At 34.9% G+C, this 15,287-nt stretch carries 19 protein-coding genes; 5 read left to right on the top strand and 14 right to left on the bottom strand.

All coding sequences use genetic code 11. The features are described 5' to 3' along the window. The first annotated feature begins 80 nt into the window (after positions 1 to 80). Positions 81 to 329 (top strand): GlsB/YeaQ/YmgE family stress response membrane protein, encoded by a 249-nt coding sequence (locus tag P2Q73_RS10455; protein WP_053589429.1) that lies wholly within the window; start codon positions 81 to 83, stop codon positions 327 to 329. Between the two features lie 16 nt (positions 330 to 345). Here P2Q73_RS10455 and P2Q73_RS10450 read toward each other — a convergent pair whose 3' ends face one another. Together P2Q73_RS10450 and P2Q73_RS10445 are read right to left on the bottom strand one after the other, a co-directional pair. Beyond that, complete coding sequence (locus tag P2Q73_RS10450) at positions 346 to 1,041, bottom strand: lytic transglycosylase domain-containing protein (protein ID WP_275786705.1); 696 nt, start codon at positions 1,039 to 1,041, stop codon at positions 346 to 348. Between the two features lie 25 nt (positions 1,042 to 1,066). Beyond that, on the bottom strand, positions 1,067 to 2,554 hold the full coding sequence (locus P2Q73_RS10445; RefSeq protein ID WP_156316766.1) for a putative bifunctional diguanylate cyclase/phosphodiesterase: 1,488 nt from the start codon (positions 2,552 to 2,554) through the stop codon (positions 1,067 to 1,069). 135 nt (positions 2,555 to 2,689) lie between these two features. Here P2Q73_RS10445 and mscL point away from each other — a divergent pair, with 135 nt between their 5' ends. After that, a complete protein-coding gene (mscL, locus tag P2Q73_RS10440; protein ID WP_275786700.1) occupies positions 2,690 to 3,067 on the top strand; it encodes a large conductance mechanosensitive channel protein MscL in 378 nt (125 codons plus the stop codon). Positions 3,068 to 3,121: 54 nt separating this feature from the next. Here mscL and P2Q73_RS10435 read toward each other — a convergent pair whose 3' ends face one another. From P2Q73_RS10435 to P2Q73_RS10420, 4 genes are all read right to left on the bottom strand, one after another. Then, a complete protein-coding gene (locus P2Q73_RS10435) occupies positions 3,122 to 3,712 on the bottom strand; it encodes an SCO family protein (protein WP_053589425.1) in 591 nt (196 codons plus the stop codon). Positions 3,713 to 3,816: 104 nt separating this feature from the next. Next, positions 3,817 to 3,939, bottom strand: a complete 123-nt coding sequence (locus tag P2Q73_RS10430; RefSeq protein WP_082355352.1) for a YvrJ family protein — start codon at positions 3,937 to 3,939, stop codon at positions 3,817 to 3,819. Positions 3,940 to 4,366: 427 nt separating this feature from the next. Beyond that, positions 4,367 to 4,579, bottom strand: a complete 213-nt coding sequence (locus P2Q73_RS10425; RefSeq protein WP_056829966.1) for a DUF2922 domain-containing protein — start codon at positions 4,577 to 4,579, stop codon at positions 4,367 to 4,369. 21 nt (positions 4,580 to 4,600) lie between these two features. Next, positions 4,601 to 4,816 (bottom strand): DUF1659 domain-containing protein, encoded by a 216-nt coding sequence (locus tag P2Q73_RS10420; RefSeq protein ID WP_053589422.1) that lies wholly within the window; start codon positions 4,814 to 4,816, stop codon positions 4,601 to 4,603. Positions 4,817 to 4,932: 116 nt separating this feature from the next. Between P2Q73_RS10420 and P2Q73_RS10415 the strand changes: the two genes are divergently transcribed. Further along, positions 4,933 to 5,388: a DUF2621 domain-containing protein gene (locus tag P2Q73_RS10415; RefSeq protein ID WP_053589421.1), complete on the top strand. Its 456-nt coding sequence runs from the start codon at positions 4,933 to 4,935 to the stop codon at positions 5,386 to 5,388. A 55-nt stretch (positions 5,389 to 5,443) separates the two neighbouring features. Here P2Q73_RS10415 and P2Q73_RS10410 read toward each other — a convergent pair whose 3' ends face one another. The 6 genes from P2Q73_RS10410 to P2Q73_RS10385 all read right to left on the bottom strand — a co-directional run bounded on the left by P2Q73_RS10410 (position 5,444) and on the right by P2Q73_RS10385 (position 11,004). Continuing rightward, complete coding sequence (locus tag P2Q73_RS10410) at positions 5,444 to 5,923, bottom strand: CcdC family protein (RefSeq protein ID WP_056829968.1); 480 nt, start codon at positions 5,921 to 5,923, stop codon at positions 5,444 to 5,446. Next, entirely contained in the window at positions 5,916 to 6,245 is a 330-nt protein-coding gene (locus P2Q73_RS10405) for a thioredoxin family protein (protein ID WP_056829970.1), read from the bottom strand. Before P2Q73_RS10405 ends, P2Q73_RS10410 begins: the two co-directional genes overlap by 8 nt. Then, complete coding sequence (locus P2Q73_RS10400; protein ID WP_275786691.1) at positions 6,245 to 6,616, bottom strand: response regulator; 372 nt, start codon at positions 6,614 to 6,616, stop codon at positions 6,245 to 6,247. Before P2Q73_RS10400 ends, P2Q73_RS10405 begins: the two co-directional genes overlap by 1 nt. 18 nt (positions 6,617 to 6,634) lie before the next feature. Continuing rightward, the gene (locus P2Q73_RS10395) at positions 6,635 to 7,345 is read right to left on the bottom strand and encodes a cytochrome c biogenesis CcdA family protein (RefSeq protein ID WP_275786689.1); all 711 of its coding nucleotides are present in this window, start codon (positions 7,343 to 7,345) and stop codon (positions 6,635 to 6,637) included. Positions 7,346 to 7,465: 120 nt separating this feature from the next. Beyond that, positions 7,466 to 9,250 carry an ABC transporter ATP-binding protein gene (locus P2Q73_RS10390; RefSeq protein ID WP_056829974.1) on the bottom strand — a complete coding sequence of 595 codons (1,785 nt, stop codon included), beginning with the start codon at positions 9,248 to 9,250 and terminating at the stop codon, positions 7,466 to 7,468. Continuing rightward, positions 9,247 to 11,004, bottom strand: coding sequence for an ABC transporter transmembrane domain-containing protein (locus P2Q73_RS10385; RefSeq protein WP_275786686.1), 1,758 nt, complete (start codon positions 11,002 to 11,004; stop codon positions 9,247 to 9,249). The genes P2Q73_RS10390 and P2Q73_RS10385 overlap by 4 nt, the downstream gene beginning before the upstream one ends. Positions 11,005 to 11,248: 244 nt before the next feature. Here P2Q73_RS10385 and serC point away from each other — a divergent pair, with 244 nt between their 5' ends. Next, positions 11,249 to 12,346, top strand: coding sequence for a 3-phosphoserine/phosphohydroxythreonine transaminase (gene serC, locus P2Q73_RS10380; protein ID WP_275786684.1), 1,098 nt, complete (start codon positions 11,249 to 11,251; stop codon positions 12,344 to 12,346). Between the two features lie 53 nt (positions 12,347 to 12,399). Here the strand turns inward: serC and P2Q73_RS10375 are convergent, their stop codons facing one another. Next, positions 12,400 to 12,855 (bottom strand): GNAT family N-acetyltransferase, encoded by a 456-nt coding sequence (locus tag P2Q73_RS10375; RefSeq protein ID WP_275786682.1) that lies wholly within the window; start codon positions 12,853 to 12,855, stop codon positions 12,400 to 12,402. 133 nt (positions 12,856 to 12,988) lie between these two features. Between P2Q73_RS10375 and guaD the strand changes: the two genes are divergently transcribed. Continuing rightward, complete coding sequence (guaD, locus tag P2Q73_RS10370) at positions 12,989 to 14,356, top strand: guanine deaminase (RefSeq protein WP_275786680.1); 1,368 nt, start codon at positions 12,989 to 12,991, stop codon at positions 14,354 to 14,356. Positions 14,357 to 14,714: 358 nt separating this feature from the next. Here the strand turns inward: guaD and P2Q73_RS10365 are convergent, their stop codons facing one another. Continuing rightward, complete coding sequence (locus P2Q73_RS10365) at positions 14,715 to 15,023, bottom strand: hypothetical protein (protein ID WP_275786678.1); 309 nt, start codon at positions 15,021 to 15,023, stop codon at positions 14,715 to 14,717. Positions 15,024 to 15,287: the final 264 nt, after the last annotated feature.

Below are 15,287 nucleotides of genomic sequence, written 5' to 3'. Positions count from 1 at the left end.
TCGCTTGATGTTTAGGTCTTCTCATTTATGGATATATAAAGAGTGTTACCATATCAACATTCTTAAAGGAGATGAAATAAATGGGATTTATATTATATCTAATTATTGGTGGTATCATCGGATGGCTAGCAGGATTAATTTTAGGTAAAGATATTCCAGGTGGTATTATCGGTAATATTATTGCGGGTATTATCGGAGCTTGGATTGGTGGGCTAATATTCCCAGACATGGGTCCAGTTATATGGGATATGGCAATCATTCCAGCTTTAATCGGAGCTATCATTTTAGTTGCAATACTTAGTCTTATTTTAAAAGCTATGCGAAAATAATAAAAAGGATGGGTTGTTATAACCCATCCTTTTTATTTTCTTTTTTTATAGAAGCAGCTTGAATTTCGTCTAACTGACTTTCGTATAAATTATAAAAATGTAGAACATCCTCAACATATTTATCACTTCTGTTATAATTGAAAATCGCTTTTTCAATTTCCCCATCTGCAGCCCCACTAGCTGCTAAATAATTTGCAGCACTAAAAATTGCATCTTCCATATCATATGGATCTGCCTTACCATCCCCATTTGCATCTACTCCGTAGCCACCATACTTAGCGATTATATCTGGGTTCACTTTATCCTTGTCTGGTATATCCCCTTTCCCTAAGCCTTCACAACTAGGATGAGACCAACCGACAAAGGTACAAGGCATAAATTGTAAATGTCCTTCTGCTCCAACAGGAGAAAGCAATGGATCCATTGTGGAGAATTTCGTTTCAATACGATGATGAGCAGCTAAAAGTGTCCAGGGTACACCATACTGCTCTTCAGCTTTTTTATAGATGGATATATATTCTTTGGGAACATCTAGTTTATTCTTACCTGTGGAAACAGATTGAACGGATTGTGCCCATTCCTGTATAGCAGGGATTCTTTGAAGTTCTTGCCAACCGATGATTGCTAAAATATAAATAGTAATTGTGCAAGGTAGAAGTAATATTATCATCCATATTTTAGCCTTATAGGATATATTCTTTTTTTGTTTCATTGCTCTTTTTCACCTATCCCATGAATTACTTTTTATATTCTGCTAGCAGATGTTTTAGTGAAAGTGGTTTATTAAAATAATATCCTTGAAGATAGTGACACTTCAAATCATTCAAGTTAGTAACCTGGAACAGATCCTCGACACCCTCTGCCAAAATTTTTAAGTTTAAATTATGTGCTAACGAGATAATGGATTGTACGATTGCTTTAGTCTTTGGTTTATGAATTGCTTGAGTAAAGCTCTGATCAATTTTAATAATATCTACCGGCAATAGTTCCAAGTATTTGAAGGAAGAATAGCCTGTCCCAAAATCATCTATTGCTATTTGAAATCCAATTCTTTTTAACTCTTGTAATGATTTTAACACAAAATCAGTATACTCCATGATAATTGATTCGGTTATTTCTAATACTATTTTATTCGGATGTATATTGGTTTCTTCTAGTATTTTCTTCGTTCGCTTAATATAATCTTTTTGATAGAATTGACGGGCAGATACATTAATGCTAAACAACATTTCCTTCCCTATCTCCTTTTCTATGATAGGGATGCTTCTACATGTTTCTCGTAAAACAAAGTCACCAATTTTAATAATATGTCCACTCTTTTCTGCAACTGGTATGAATTCTCCGGGAGAGATTATTTTATCTTCGTGCTTCCAACGGACAAGTGCTTCAACTCCAATTATTTCATTTGTTTTAGAAGCAATTTGTGGCTGAAAGTTTAAGTACAGTTCCCCTTTATCTAATGCGTTATGTAAGCCCTCTTCTAGGTATAATTCTTTGTTTGCTAAGTCGGACATTTCTTTCCGGTAAGGTACGTGTTTAAGCCCACCATTTTTTTTAGCTTCGTCAGCTGCGAGCTCTGCAAACCGTAATAATTCAGAAGCATTTCTTGAGTCAATTGGACAATGAACAGATCCAACACTTATCGAACTTACGATCTCTTTCCCATATATAAATAGTGGATTTGTGGAATCTATTAAAAGAGTTTCGACAAATTTTACAACTTCATCATAGGAACGATTTCTTAATATGATAACAAATTCGTCTGCTCCCCATCTTGCTACCATACCTGAAGAAACAACATATTTATTATTCCTTAAACGGTTTGATATATCCATCAGGACTAAATCCCCACTATCATAACCATGTAAATCATTTATCATTTTGAACCGATCAAAATCAACGAATAACAGATGAAATGTTTCTTTTTTCGATATTAAATTATGTAAAGTAGCTTGTAACGATCCTCTATTTTGTAGACCTGTCAAATCGTCTACAAATTCTTTCAATAAAAGATCCTGCTGAATCTTCCACGATTGCTTCATCAAATATAAAAGTAAAAGAGCGCTTATACCTATGTAAATAAATGATTTAATGATAGAAATTGTTTTCCCATTAGGAAAGTATTTAAATAATAACGAATCTGAAAACAAAATCCAAAGAACACTAGTAATGGTATAAATAATAACTATTTGAAAAGATATTTTTCGATATGTCTTTTTATACAATCTGTGGAACACCACCCATCTAACTTCCTAGAAAAACAATAGCATAAATTGACTATAAACAATAGTCTATAAATTTAAAAAGTAGCTATACAAGAGAATTGTTTTTTTGTAGTCTGATAAATGGAGGTGTTTACTATGTGGCAAGACTTTAAGAAGTTTGCATTTAAAGGGAACGTGTTAGATTTAGCTATTGCGGTGGTAATAGGAGGAGCGTTTGGTAAAATTGTTTCTTCATTAGTTGAAAATATCATTACGCCAATAATTGGCTTACTTTTATTTAATGCAGATTTTTCAACGTTAAAGTACAAAGAAATTTTATTTGGAGAATTTATCAAGTCGGTATTTGATTTCTTTGTGATTGCATTTTCTATTTTCTTGTTTGTTCGATTATTGTCAAAATTTAAGCGTAAAGAAGACGTAGCAGAAGCTGTGGAAGAAGCTCCACCAGTTGATGCAAAAGAAGTATTGCTTGAAGAAATTAGAGATTTATTGAAAAAGCAAAACAATGTTTAAAGAAGTAACAAAAATGCCTAACCATGAAATTATTTCGTGGTTAGGCATTGTATATTATTTTCCATCTTCAATAAGCGTTTCAACATCAATAACAATTTCTTCTTTTGGTACATCAGTTGACCCATTATAGTTTTTTACAACTACACCGTTTTGATCCACTAAATAAAATGATACTCCATGAATTACTTGATCTGTATTGGGATCGTCTTTTACTAATGTTTTAAAATTATCAGCTGCAAATTTGGAGATATCCTCTTGTTTATAGCCCGTTAAAAGTTGCCATTTACTGTCGTCTGCTACATCATAGTTCCCTAAATACTCCTGAAGTTTTTCTGGTGTATCGACTTCCGGATCTACACTAAAAGCTACTATGTTATAATCTTCTATTCCTTTGTCAACTAACATCTGCTGAATATCACTCATATTAAATGTCATAGGAGGACACACTGTTTCACAATTCGTAAAGATAAATGTTGCCAACCATACTTTGCCTTTTAAATCATTCAAAGAAACATTTTCATTGTGTTGGTTCGTATAATTGAAATCTTGCACTTCCCAATTTGTTTGGGCTTCAAAGTTTCCACTACTACCACATCCTACGAGTACCACTACAGAAATGATAATAACAGCTATAAATTTCTTCATTTATGAGACCTCTCTTTTCTATTCATAGCCTTATCTTAACGAAACAAATATGTTCATTCAACTACTATGTCTCGTGTATTTCAACAGTTTTGTGACTAGACTACTCATTTTAATGATAACAGTACAATTTTGATTTCTTCTAGTTTCCCTTCTACTCGGTGCATTAAATAAAATGACACGAAAATTGGAAAGCCTACATCTTGAATCAATGAAAACCACTGTTCCATAGTATCACTTCCTTTTTTAAAAAGACTCTCCTTGAAGGAGAGTCTCAGTCTGTAGACAACTCAATTTTGAGTTCATAGAGTTGTATATTAAATTCGGCAAGGACCCCCATCTCGCTTTCCGTGGGCTTGGCTTCATCCTCCTTGGCCAACACGATGTTGGTCATGCAATTGTTGCCGCAAAAGTTCTTTTGCGACGAGCTTTGCGCAGGAGCAGGATGCGGCGAGCTTAGATTGCCTTCCCCTCAACTGTGGGGTCTTCAGCTTAAACTGTTCCCACAGGGGTCTTCGTGCTGGTCCTTGCCTTATAAACAATTCCTAATAGATATCTACTATCTTTATTTTAATTGGATTAAGCAACCTGTTTTGATAGATTTTTTTATTCATTGTCGTCAATCTGAGACTCTCCAAGAAGGAGAGTCTCGGAATCTTAGATAATTTGTGTGACGTTTCGCTCAACTACTTTTGCGCTTTTCACAGCAGAAACTGGTCTTCCTGCAACATGAAACACATTGCTCGCTATGATAGCTGCCATACCTGCCTCAATTTCTGCTTCCGTTAATGTGTCCTTTGGATTATCTACTGTAACCATTAACAATTTTCCGTTTTCTGTTTCAAATTGAAGTTGTAATGTTTTTGCCATTCCATTTCCTCCTTATTAATGTTAGATTATATTGGATGTTTCTACTTTTTCAGCTCCAATATAGGGGCTGTTCGAAAAGCTTGCTAGTGTGATAGCAACAGTGTCTAATCCATTCGCTGTAGCTGCTGCTAGTATATTTCGATAGGATTTAGACTTTGTCTTCATCTTCCCGTCACCTGTTAACCCTCCTTCAAATGTTAACTTCAGTACTGCTTGTTTGTATTCAAGATTCGCCATGTGTATCACCTCCTTTCAACAAGTAGATAGAGTCTTTTTAAAAGAAAGGATACATAGAGAGTGAAATTTTTTGGGGAACATCTTATACTTAATATAGAAAAACGAGGTGAATAGATTTGTTACAGGGTTGGTTTTTGTGGTTTATATTATTTTGGGTAGTAGTTTTAGTTACTTTAATGGCAATTGGTGGATTCTTTATGTTTCGTAAATTCTTAAAGGCTTTACCTAAAGACGACGGTAAATCTGACTTAGACTGGGAAGAATATTATGTTGATAAAACCATTCATCTATGGAATGAAGATCAAAAGGAACTCTTAAATGAATTAGTTAGTCCAGTCCCAGATCTCTTTAGACCCGTTGCTAAACAGAAAATTGCTGGTAAAATTGGTCAGCTGGCCCTTGAAGAAAAAGCTACTTCCATTTCGCGTGAATTACTAATCAGGGGCTACATTATAGCAACACCTAAAAGGGATCATAAATTTCTAAGAAAAAAATTAGCGGAATTAAATATTGACGTTACTCCGTATACTAAATTTTTTGAGCTATCTGAAGTAAGTCCAAAGAAACGATAAAAAAGCGAGCGGCCCTTTATGAGAGCCCCTCGCTTTTTAACTTTTATACAAAAGATTATGCTTTTTGTAGTTTTCGAAATTGTAAATACATAGCAATTCTCCAAGGAACAATCATACCAAAGGCTAAAATCCAAAACATACCGCTAAGTTCCCCCACATCAATCGAAGAACTTAAAATTAGCTTACCAACCAAACGGACTATTAGTAAACCAATCAAAATGAATATAAATGCTTTAGATTGCTTTAAGTAGATTTCACCATCTCTTTTTTCAAACTTAGAAGTCCAAATTAAAACAGAAGAAAACACGATTCCTACTGCGAGTGCTTCGATTATTTCCATCCCTGATACTCGAAAGAATGGAAAAACAAACATCAGAGCACCAGTGGACATAAACAATGGTGGTAGCAATATTTTTTTAACACTTGCGGGCTTTTTTGCTGCCTTTGCACGTATTGTTGTTACCAATATTCCCATTCCTAGAGCTATCACGGTAGAAACAATAATCATTATATTTGGTGAAATTTTTTCAATCATGATAATTCTCCATATCATTTAGTTCTTTTAATATTCTACGAACATCATCTGTTTTTACAAACCTTGCATATCGTTGATATTCCTTTTTGTTCTTATAAAATAATACGACAGGAGCAGTATACAAAGATAACTGTCCTGCCATTTCTGGTACTTCTGCTGCATTAACTACATAAAAAGGGATTTCCACTTCTTTTTGCAAATTTTCTATTTGGGGATATAATCCTTCACAAACAGAACAATTAGTTGTTTTCACAAACAGTAACAGTGCAGATTCCTTCTCAACAACTTCCAACCAATGATGGTAGCTATTAATAAGTTTCATCAATTTTCATTCCAGCTAGTTACATTCTGCAATACTTGAACGATTTGATCGGGATTAAATGGTTTTGTAATGAAATCCTTTGCCCCATTTTCAATTGCTTCCACAATTAGTTTTTGTTGACCTAGTGCAGTGACCATGACAATTTTTGCATCTGGATACTCTGTTACAATAGCTTTAACTGCCTCAATTCCAGTCATTCCTGGCATTGTAATATCCATTGTCACTACATCAGGCAATAATTGTCGATACAATTCTACTGCTTCATTTCCATTAGATGCTTCTCCAATTACTTCAAAATGTTGATTTTCTAGCATTCTCTTGATAGTTGCACGCATGAAAACGGCATCGTCGACTACTAATACTGTTGGCATCGTCAGGCCTCCCTCACTTTAAAATCCAGTAAAGTCACCAAAAAACGGACTTAAAAGTCGAATAATATAAGTTAATCCATCAAAAAATAATAATATTCCTAGAGCAATCATGAAATATCCGCCAATTTTCACGATTAAATTACTATTCTTACGAATCCAATTAAGTCGTGTAATAAAGAAAGATAACACGAAAAATGGAATAGCGAATCCTAGGACGTAGGCTAACATATACCAAACTCCTGCGTCAGGATTTGATCCCGCCATTAAGAGAACCGCAGCTAATATTGGACCGGTACAAGGTTGCCACCCTGCAGCAAAAGCCATACCAATCAATGTAGTTCCAAAATACCCGGAGGGACGGTTTTTAAACTGTAATCTTTTTTCTTTCATCAAAAACTCTGGCTTAAAAACACCAATTACTATTAAACCAAAAATAACAATAAAAATAGCACCGACTTGGCGTATTAAATCATCATATTGAATGAAAAATGTCCCTACTAACGAAGTTGCAAAACCTAATGCGATAAAAATAATGGAAAAACCTAATAAGAAGAATAAAGTATGTAGCATCCCTCTTCTTTGCATCAATTTCTTATCTGTTTTTATTTCTTCCAATGACATTCCAGTTATATAAGATAAAAATGCTGGATACAAAGGCAATGTACAAGGAGAAATAAAACTTAAAAACCCTGCACCAAAGGCCAAAAATAAATTAATATCGGTACTCACGGCTGTCTTCCTTTCCGAGTTACTCTCCCTATCGTACCAAATTTCATTCACTTTTACTCTACTAATGCTTGTGACAGCTTTTTGACTATTTTATATCTCGTTATTTAAAATGATTGGTAATTACCTTATGGCTTCAACAACGCCATTCTGAAGCAGATACATTTTATGATACAAACCTTTTTCGTTCAAGAGTTCTTGATGTGTACCTCGTTCCACAATTTCTCCGTGATGTAGTACTAGTATTAATTCTGCATCTTGAATCGTACTTAATCGATGGGCGATGGCTATTGTAGTTCTACCTTTACGCATCTTCTCTAAGCTACTTTGGATTGCCACTTCAGTTTCTGTATCTATATTTGCTGTTGCTTCATCCAAAACTAAAATTTTCGGATTTGTAGCAATTGTACGTGCGAATGCCACCAATTGTCTTTGTCCGCTGGAGAATGTAGATCCTCTTTCTGTCACTTTTTGTTTATATGAAAACGGTAGCTTTTCAATAAAGTTGTTAGCTTGCACAAATTCTGCTGCTGCCTTAACTTCCTCTTCAGACATATCTTTATCATGTAATCGGATGTTACTTTCAATATCACCATAAAACAAAAACGGATCTTGAAGCACAAGGCCTACTTTTTCTCGGATTTCTTCTGTTTTAAAATCCTTAACTGAATGCCCGTCTATTTTAATATCACCTTGTTCAAACTCATAAAAACGCATTAGTAAGTTGATAATGGAGCTTTTTCCACTTCCCGTATGTCCTACTAGAGCTACTGTTTGACCAGGTTCTGCTGTGAAGGAGATATTTTTTAACACATCCGTTTTACCATCGTATGAAAACGTTACATGTTGAAATTCAATTTTTCCTTCTTCAATTTTAGCTTTTGCATTATCCTTTTGAGCAGGGGCTAAATCTTTCTCGTCTAGTAAAGTGAACACTCTGGATGCCGCAACGATTGCTTGTTGAAATATCGAAAGACGTTGCATCACTTGATTGATTGGTTCAAAGAATCGATCTATATAAGTTACAAAAGCATAAATTACCCCTACTTCTACGAAATTGTTCATAGAAGTTATCCCAAAGTAGCTTAATACCATAATAATGGCTAAGGCGTACACTAAATCGATCGCAGGACGAAGAAGAATACTATCTAACTTAATATTACGTTTTCCTGCATTCCAGTGTGAGTCATTAATATCATTAAATTCATCCTGTAAACGGTCTTCTTGTCTGAAAGCTTGAATCATAGTCATACCTTGTAAAGATTCTGCAAGCTTTGCATTTAATTGACTCAGTCTTTCACGTAAATCCTGATAAACGACAGAGCTGTACTTTCTATATGTTCGAATGATTACAAACATTATAGGTAATAAAATCGTTGCGAACAATGCTAATTTTACATTCAATATAAACATAGCAATATAAACACCAACTATTAAAAACCCACTTTGAAGGAAGCCTACTAATACGCTGACAAACATATCTTTGATAGCTTCTGTATCATTTGTTACACGTGACACAATACTTCCGGCTGGCGTTTTGTCAAAGTAACGCATCCCCAACTTATGCACTTTAGAAAACACATCAATTCGCATTTGTTGAATAATTTTCAGTGCAATTTCTTGGAATTTTAAAAGTTGGAAATAACTAATGATTACATTCCCGATTTGTATAAATATATAACCTAGTGCTAATCCCACTAGAGGTCCAGTTGGAAAACTTTTAGGTGTTAAATAATTGTCCATAAATACCTTGATTAAATATGGTCCCAATATATCTCCTGTTACAGTTAATACTAGTAAAAATAAAGCTATACATACTGCTTTCGTATGTGGTTTTAAGTATGTTAATAATCTTTTTAAAATCATCCATTGGTCTTTTCCGGTTAGCTGTGGCTGCTTCTCGTTCATTGTAACTCACCACCCTTTTCAACTAAAGATTCTAGTTGCTGTAATTGATACATTTCATAATACATTCCTTTTAAGTCCATCAATTGGTCATGAGAGCCTTTTTCAATAATAGTTCCTTCACTCATTACAATAATTTGATGGGCATGTTGAATAGCACTTAAACGATGAGAAGTTATAATAGTAGTTTCATCCGTTCGTTTTTCTTTTAATGCCTCTAAAATAGCTTCCTCTGTTCGCGCATCAACTGCAGATAAGGAATCATCTAAAATGAGGAGCTCTGGTTCCATCAGTAATGCCCGAGCAATCGAAATACGTTGCTTTTGACCTCCAGATAAAGAAACCCCACGTTCTCCAACGATTGTTTTATAGCCATCTGTGAATTGCAATATATCCTCATGAATATATGCTAGCTTCGCCGCTTCTTCCACCTGTTCACTTGTTGCGCTAGCATTTGCAAAGGCTATATTCCCAGCAACTGTTGTGGAGAATAAAAAATGATCTTGTGGTACATATCCAATAGCTTCACGTAAGCTTTTTTTCTTATACGCATCAATGGAATGATTACCATAGATAATTTCACCTTGATAACCTTCAAACTCTCTCATTAATAGCTTTAATATAGCAGTCTTTCCAGAACCAGTTTTTCCAACAATCCCTAACGTTTCACCACGTTTTAAAGTAAAATGAACATCATGTAAGGCAACTCGATCATCTTCTGGAAATTTGAATTCCTCTAGATCAAATTGTAAATCTCCTTCAGGTTTTTGATCTAAAGCTCCTTCTTTATCATCAATCTCTATTTTTTCCTCAAGCAAATTCTTAATTCGATCATAGGAGGCACTACCTCGCTCGACAATGTTAAATAGCCATCCAAATGCTAACATTGGCCATACTAGTAGTCCTAAATAGGATGTAAAAGCAAATAAGTCACCAATAGTCATTTCATCAGCAAGGATGAAACGAGTACCGAATATAATAGATAAGAAGAAACATGCTCCTACTATAAGTGATATTGTAGGGTCAAATAAGGAATCTACCTTTGCAACACGAATATTTTTTTCTACTACTTCTTGGGACAATTGAACAAATTCTTCCGTATCTTCTTTCTCTTGCCCAAATGTTTTTATAACTTTAGCACCTGAAATACTTTCCTGTGCTTTATCATTTAAATCGGAAAATGCTTCCTGTGCATAACGAAAACGTTGGTGTAAAAGCTTGCCATAATAACTTGTTAAAATGGCCATAAGAGGAAGCGGTAAAAGTGCAATAATCGTTAGTTTCCAGTTAATCGTAAATGCCATGGCTGCAATAACAAATCCACCTGTTGTAATAGAATCTACTAGAGTCAATACGCCTGCACCTGCAGTCTGTTGTACTGCTGACAAGTCATTCGTTGCATGGGCCATTAAATCCCCAACACGTTTTTTTTGATAGAACGATGGAGACATTCTCGTAAAATGATGAAAAAGATTCCTTCTTAGCAGTCTTGCCAAATAGATGGCTGATCCGAAAATCATAATACGCCAATAATAACGCAAAATATACATCCCTGTAGCAGCAAGTGCAAGTATACCGAGCCATTTTACTAAAAATGCTGTAGTTAATGTTCCTTTACTTATTTCATCTACTACATATCCAATTATTTTTGGCGGTAGTAGCTGGAGAAAAGCAACAAACATCAGCATTAGAATTCCTATTAAATACTGCTTTTTCCTTTCTTTAAAAAACCATCCTAAATCTAAAAAAACCCTCACAATTTTTCCCCCATATTTACATATTAAGACTTTACTAGTTTAGCAAATGTTTGAACATTGGGAAAGGTACGAAAACAAAATTATTCGGATTCTGAAATAACTATACCTATTGTTGCGGAAATAAATTTATTGTTAACACTTTATTCACTTTTTTAAAAAAATTTTGCTACTTTAGCTAACTAAAGCTACAAAACAGTATATACTTTTAACATGAAAAAATTTATATCGACAAGGAGTGTTTCATTTGAATCAAACTAATACACGTGCTTTTAATTTTAACGCAGGGCCTTCTGCACTTCCGTTAGAGGTACTAGAAAAAGCACAAAGAGAACTGATTAATTTCCGTGGTACAGGAATGTCCATAATGGAAATGAGTCATCGTAGTTCAACATTCGAGGAAATACATAATGGTGCAATTGCCCGATTGAAAAAACTTTTTTCTGTTCCAGATGATTATGAAGTACTTTTCTTGCAAGGTGGAGCAAGCTTACAATTCTCTATGATCCCAATGAATTTTCTTAATGCTGGACAAAAAGCTGGTTATATTATGACTGGTTCTTGGTCAGAGAAAGCATTTAAAGAGGCAAAATTGTTTGGAGAACCTTATCAGGTTGCAAGTACAAAAGAAAACAAGTATCGGAACATTCCTTCATTACAAGATATGCAATATGATTCAGATGCTGCTTATGTACATTTAACTTCAAATAACACAATTTATGGTACAGGCTGGTTTGACTTCCCAGATACTGGGGATGTTCCTTTAATTGCGGATATGTCTAGTGATATTATGTCTAAACCTGTTGATGTAAGTAAATTTAGTATGATTTATGCTGGTGCACAGAAAAATCTTGGTCCATCTGGTGTAACTGTTGTTATTATCCGCAAAGATTTTCTTGAAACTGCAAACACAGAAATTCCAACTATGCTAAAGTACAGTACATTTGTTGAGAACAATTCTTTATATAATACACCCCCTACATTCGGTATTTATATGTTAGGAGAAGTGTTGAATTGGATGGAAGAAAAAGGTGGACTAACAGAAATCGCCAAACTAAATGAGGAAAAAGCAAAAGTTATCTACGATGTTATTGATCATAGCAATGGTTTTTATACTGGACATGCTTCTCCTGAAAGCCGTTCTCTTATGAACATCACTTTCCGAGTAGCTGATGAAGAACTGGAAAAGCAGTTTTTAGTGGAAGCAAAAGAGGCAGGTTTTGTAGGCTTAAATGGACATCGATCTGTAGGTGGCTGCCGTGCATCTACTTATAACGCTGTTCCTTTAGAAGTATGCCAAGCACTAAGCAATTTCATGGTTGAATTTCAAAACAAACATCAGTAAAAAAAGAAGAAGCCCTTGCCGTTAAAAACACTTGGCAAGGGCTTCTTCTTCTTTTATCTATGACCTTCTTTTCTTGCTTGTATATATCCATAATATGCACAAGTTCCGTTTTGAGAGATATCTTTCACTTCAAACCCACACTTTTCGTAGAATTTAAAATTGTTGGAAGAAGTATGAGCAAACCAATCACCGTGAGGCAATTTCTGTACACATAGTTCCACTAGCTTTTTACCGATACCTGTCCCGCGATATTCAGATAATACAACTAAATCTAATATGTTTGCCACCATTATTTGATCCGAAATAACTCGAATCATTGCTATCATTTTATTCTCCTTCCATACAGTAAATGCCCAGGTAGAATTATTGAATATTAATGGGAATTTTTCTTTCTGCCAATCTGGAGTATTTCTCGCCCATCCAGCATCTTCAAAAAGTTGTTCTACATATTGTGCCGGTACCCCCTCGGTACCTTCTCTAATTATTAAGCCGTTAAAGTATAAATACATTACACAGCACCCCCATGTTTGTAAATAGTATTCGGTACTCAGGTAACTATCTCCTCTTTAAATAGACTAATTATTTTTTATCCTCTATAATAACAACTGTAATTATAAAAATACGAACAATAAGGTGTAATTTATGGGAAAATATACGCAAATATTTCAAGGAACTGCTTTTTCAAGTAAGTCATCAAAAGAAGTCCAAATTTTAAAAGATTATCTTTTCTGCATTAATTCGAACGGAATGATTGAAAGAATAATTGCTTCAGATGACACGGATTATGTAACCTTACTGGAGACTTATCATGACAGTGAAAATTTTCACCGTTTAGCCGATGGACAATATCTTTTACCCGGATTTATTGATCTTCATGTACACGCACCCCAATGGGCTCAAGCTGGAACAGCATTAGACATTCCACTCTATGATTGGCTTAACACATATACTTTCCCTCTAGAATCTAAATTCTCTGATTTAGCATTTGCAAAAAATGTATACGATGAAGTAGTAAACACGCTTTTAGCAAACGGAACAACTACTGCACTTTATTTTGCAACGGTTCATAAGGAAGCGAGCCTCTTGCTAGCTGAAATCTGTGCCGAAAAAGGTCAGCGAGGTCTAGTTGGAAAAGTAGTAATGGATTCTCAAGAAGAAAATCCTGATTTCTATCGAGATACTGACACTCAGACCGCATTAGAAGACACAGAGGAATTTATCCTTGCAGTGAAAGAGTTAGCAAAATCTACTAAACAAGGTGTCTATCCTGTAGTTACGCCACGCTTTATTCCTAGCTGTACAGACGATGCCTTAAAAGGTTTGGGAGAATTAGCTGCTAAATATGATACATATATTCAGTCGCATTGTAGTGAAAGTGATTGGGAACATGAGTATGTACAAAATCGTTTTCAGAAGAATGACGCGTTTGCTTTAAATGATTTCGGGCTTCTACGCGAAAAATCTGTGATGGCTCATTGTAATTTTTTAAATGATGCGGATGCAGAGTTATTTGCAGAAACGGGAACGGCTGTCAGCCACTGCCCCGTTTCCAATGCTTACTTTGCAAATAGCGTCATACCAATCGCTCATTTGCATTCTAAAGGTGTTGAGATTGGGTTAGGATCGGATATTTCCGGTGGATTTTCACCTAGTCTTTTCGATAATGCTAGACAAGCTGTTATATCATCCAGAATGTTAGAGGATGGTGTGAATACGTCATTACCTGCAGATGAACGCGGTGTGTCAAATTCACGGATTACCATTAATGAGGCGTTTTACTTCGCAACTGCTGGTGGTGGGGAAAGTTTAAGCTTACCAATTGGTCGTTTAGAAGAAAACTATGCATGGGATGTACAAATCATTGATACTCTTTTACCATCCGCAAGACTACCTATTTTTAATTCGAATGAGGACTTAAACGATGTCTTCCAAAAAATAATGTATTTAGTTCGCCCAGAAAACATTCGAGAAGTTTGGGTCCAAGGTGAAAAAGTTCATTCACGTACGTAATGATAATTAGACGAAAGAGTATGTTTCATAACATGCTCTCAGACTGTAGAAAAACTCTTAGGATTTTGAGTTTCTCTACAGTCTTTTTTTAAAATAAAAAGTTTGATAAATAGAATTGCGATTTCCGCTCGCGGCGGACGCTTTCCGCGGGCGGGGCCGAGCCGCTTCCTTCGCAAAGCTCAGTCCAGGGTCTCGGCTGTCCCGCTTTTCCCGCTGGAGTCGCCGCCTCCGCTCCAATCAATCTATTTAATAATTACCTAATGAAATATTATATAAGTTAAGATTTCTCTAGGCAAAATCGAAAGGTATTGAGAGGATGAAATCTCGAAGCCTTTTGTTGACAAGCTGAGAGCATGCTTCACAACATGCTCTTTTTATATCTTGTTATAAAAATAATTAAATTAAGAAAAGCTAATACTAGTATGACAAAAAACATGTAAAAAGAAATAGGATCTCCGGCTAAATTATACTCATCTACAATATATCCACTTGAATAAAGCGTTATAGCAGAGACGGATGTACAAATGAACGTTATACTTACAACTGAAAATAGGTTCACTATGTTTTTATTTAGAAAAATAACTCCGAATAATAATACGAGTAAAATGATAATGAAACCGATAAATACTGGTCTTAAATATATAAACTCTGGAAATTGATACTCCAATAAAATCGACTCCTTACTGTCTGTTGTTATAAATTAAATAAATAGTAGGAATCAACTATACACAACAAAACTATACTTGATAGTGTATAAAAGATGTATTTGTTCATTTCTTTATTTAAATTCGGTATAGAATGAATTATTTTAACTAATGCGCCTGCGAACAAACCTACTAAGATTGCACCAAAGATAATAGGCATTCTATAAACGTGTTCATCTATCAATCTAAAGAGTATGATAGAAAAAGCTACAGATACTCCACTGAGA

This window comes from Bacillus sp. Cr_A10, from assembly GCF_029222665.1.
Classification (GTDB): domain Bacteria; phylum Bacillota; class Bacilli; order Bacillales_A; family Planococcaceae; genus Psychrobacillus.
Note: the sequence above shows the minus strand (reverse complement) of the source record. Positions and strands in the feature narration are given on the sequence as shown.

Coding starts and splice junctions, on each gene's coding strand:
- P2Q73_RS10455 (WP_053589429.1), top strand. CDS start 81: ATGGGATTTATATTATATCTAATTATTGGTGGTATCATCGGATGGCTA.
- P2Q73_RS10450 (WP_275786705.1), bottom strand. CDS start 1,041: ATGAAACAAAAAAAGAATATATCCTATAAGGCTAAAATATGGATGATA.
- mscL (WP_275786700.1), top strand. CDS start 2,690: ATGTGGCAAGACTTTAAGAAGTTTGCATTTAAAGGGAACGTGTTAGAT.
- P2Q73_RS10435 (WP_053589425.1), bottom strand. CDS start 3,712: ATGAAGAAATTTATAGCTGTTATTATCATTTCTGTAGTGGTACTCGTA.
- P2Q73_RS10430 (WP_082355352.1), bottom strand. CDS start 3,939: ATGGAACAGTGGTTTTCATTGATTCAAGATGTAGGCTTTCCAATTTTC.
- P2Q73_RS10425 (WP_056829966.1), bottom strand. CDS start 4,579: ATGGCAAAAACATTACAACTTCAATTTGAAACAGAAAACGGAAAATTG.
- P2Q73_RS10420 (WP_053589422.1), bottom strand. CDS start 4,816: ATGGCGAATCTTGAATACAAACAAGCAGTACTGAAGTTAACATTTGAA.
- P2Q73_RS10410 (WP_056829968.1), bottom strand. CDS start 5,923: ATGATTGAAAAAATTTCACCAAATATAATGATTATTGTTTCTACCGTG.
- P2Q73_RS10405 (WP_056829970.1), bottom strand. CDS start 6,245: ATGAAACTTATTAATAGCTACCATCATTGGTTGGAAGTTGTTGAGAAG.
- P2Q73_RS10400 (WP_275786691.1), bottom strand. CDS start 6,616: ATGCCAACAGTATTAGTAGTCGACGATGCCGTTTTCATGCGTGCAACT.
- P2Q73_RS10390 (WP_056829974.1), bottom strand. CDS start 9,250: ATGAACGAGAAGCAGCCACAGCTAACCGGAAAAGACCAATGGATGATT.
- P2Q73_RS10375 (WP_275786682.1), bottom strand. CDS start 12,855: ATGTATTTATACTTTAACGGCTTAATAATTAGAGAAGGTACCGAGGGG.
- guaD (WP_275786680.1), top strand. CDS start 12,989: ATGGGAAAATATACGCAAATATTTCAAGGAACTGCTTTTTCAAGTAAG.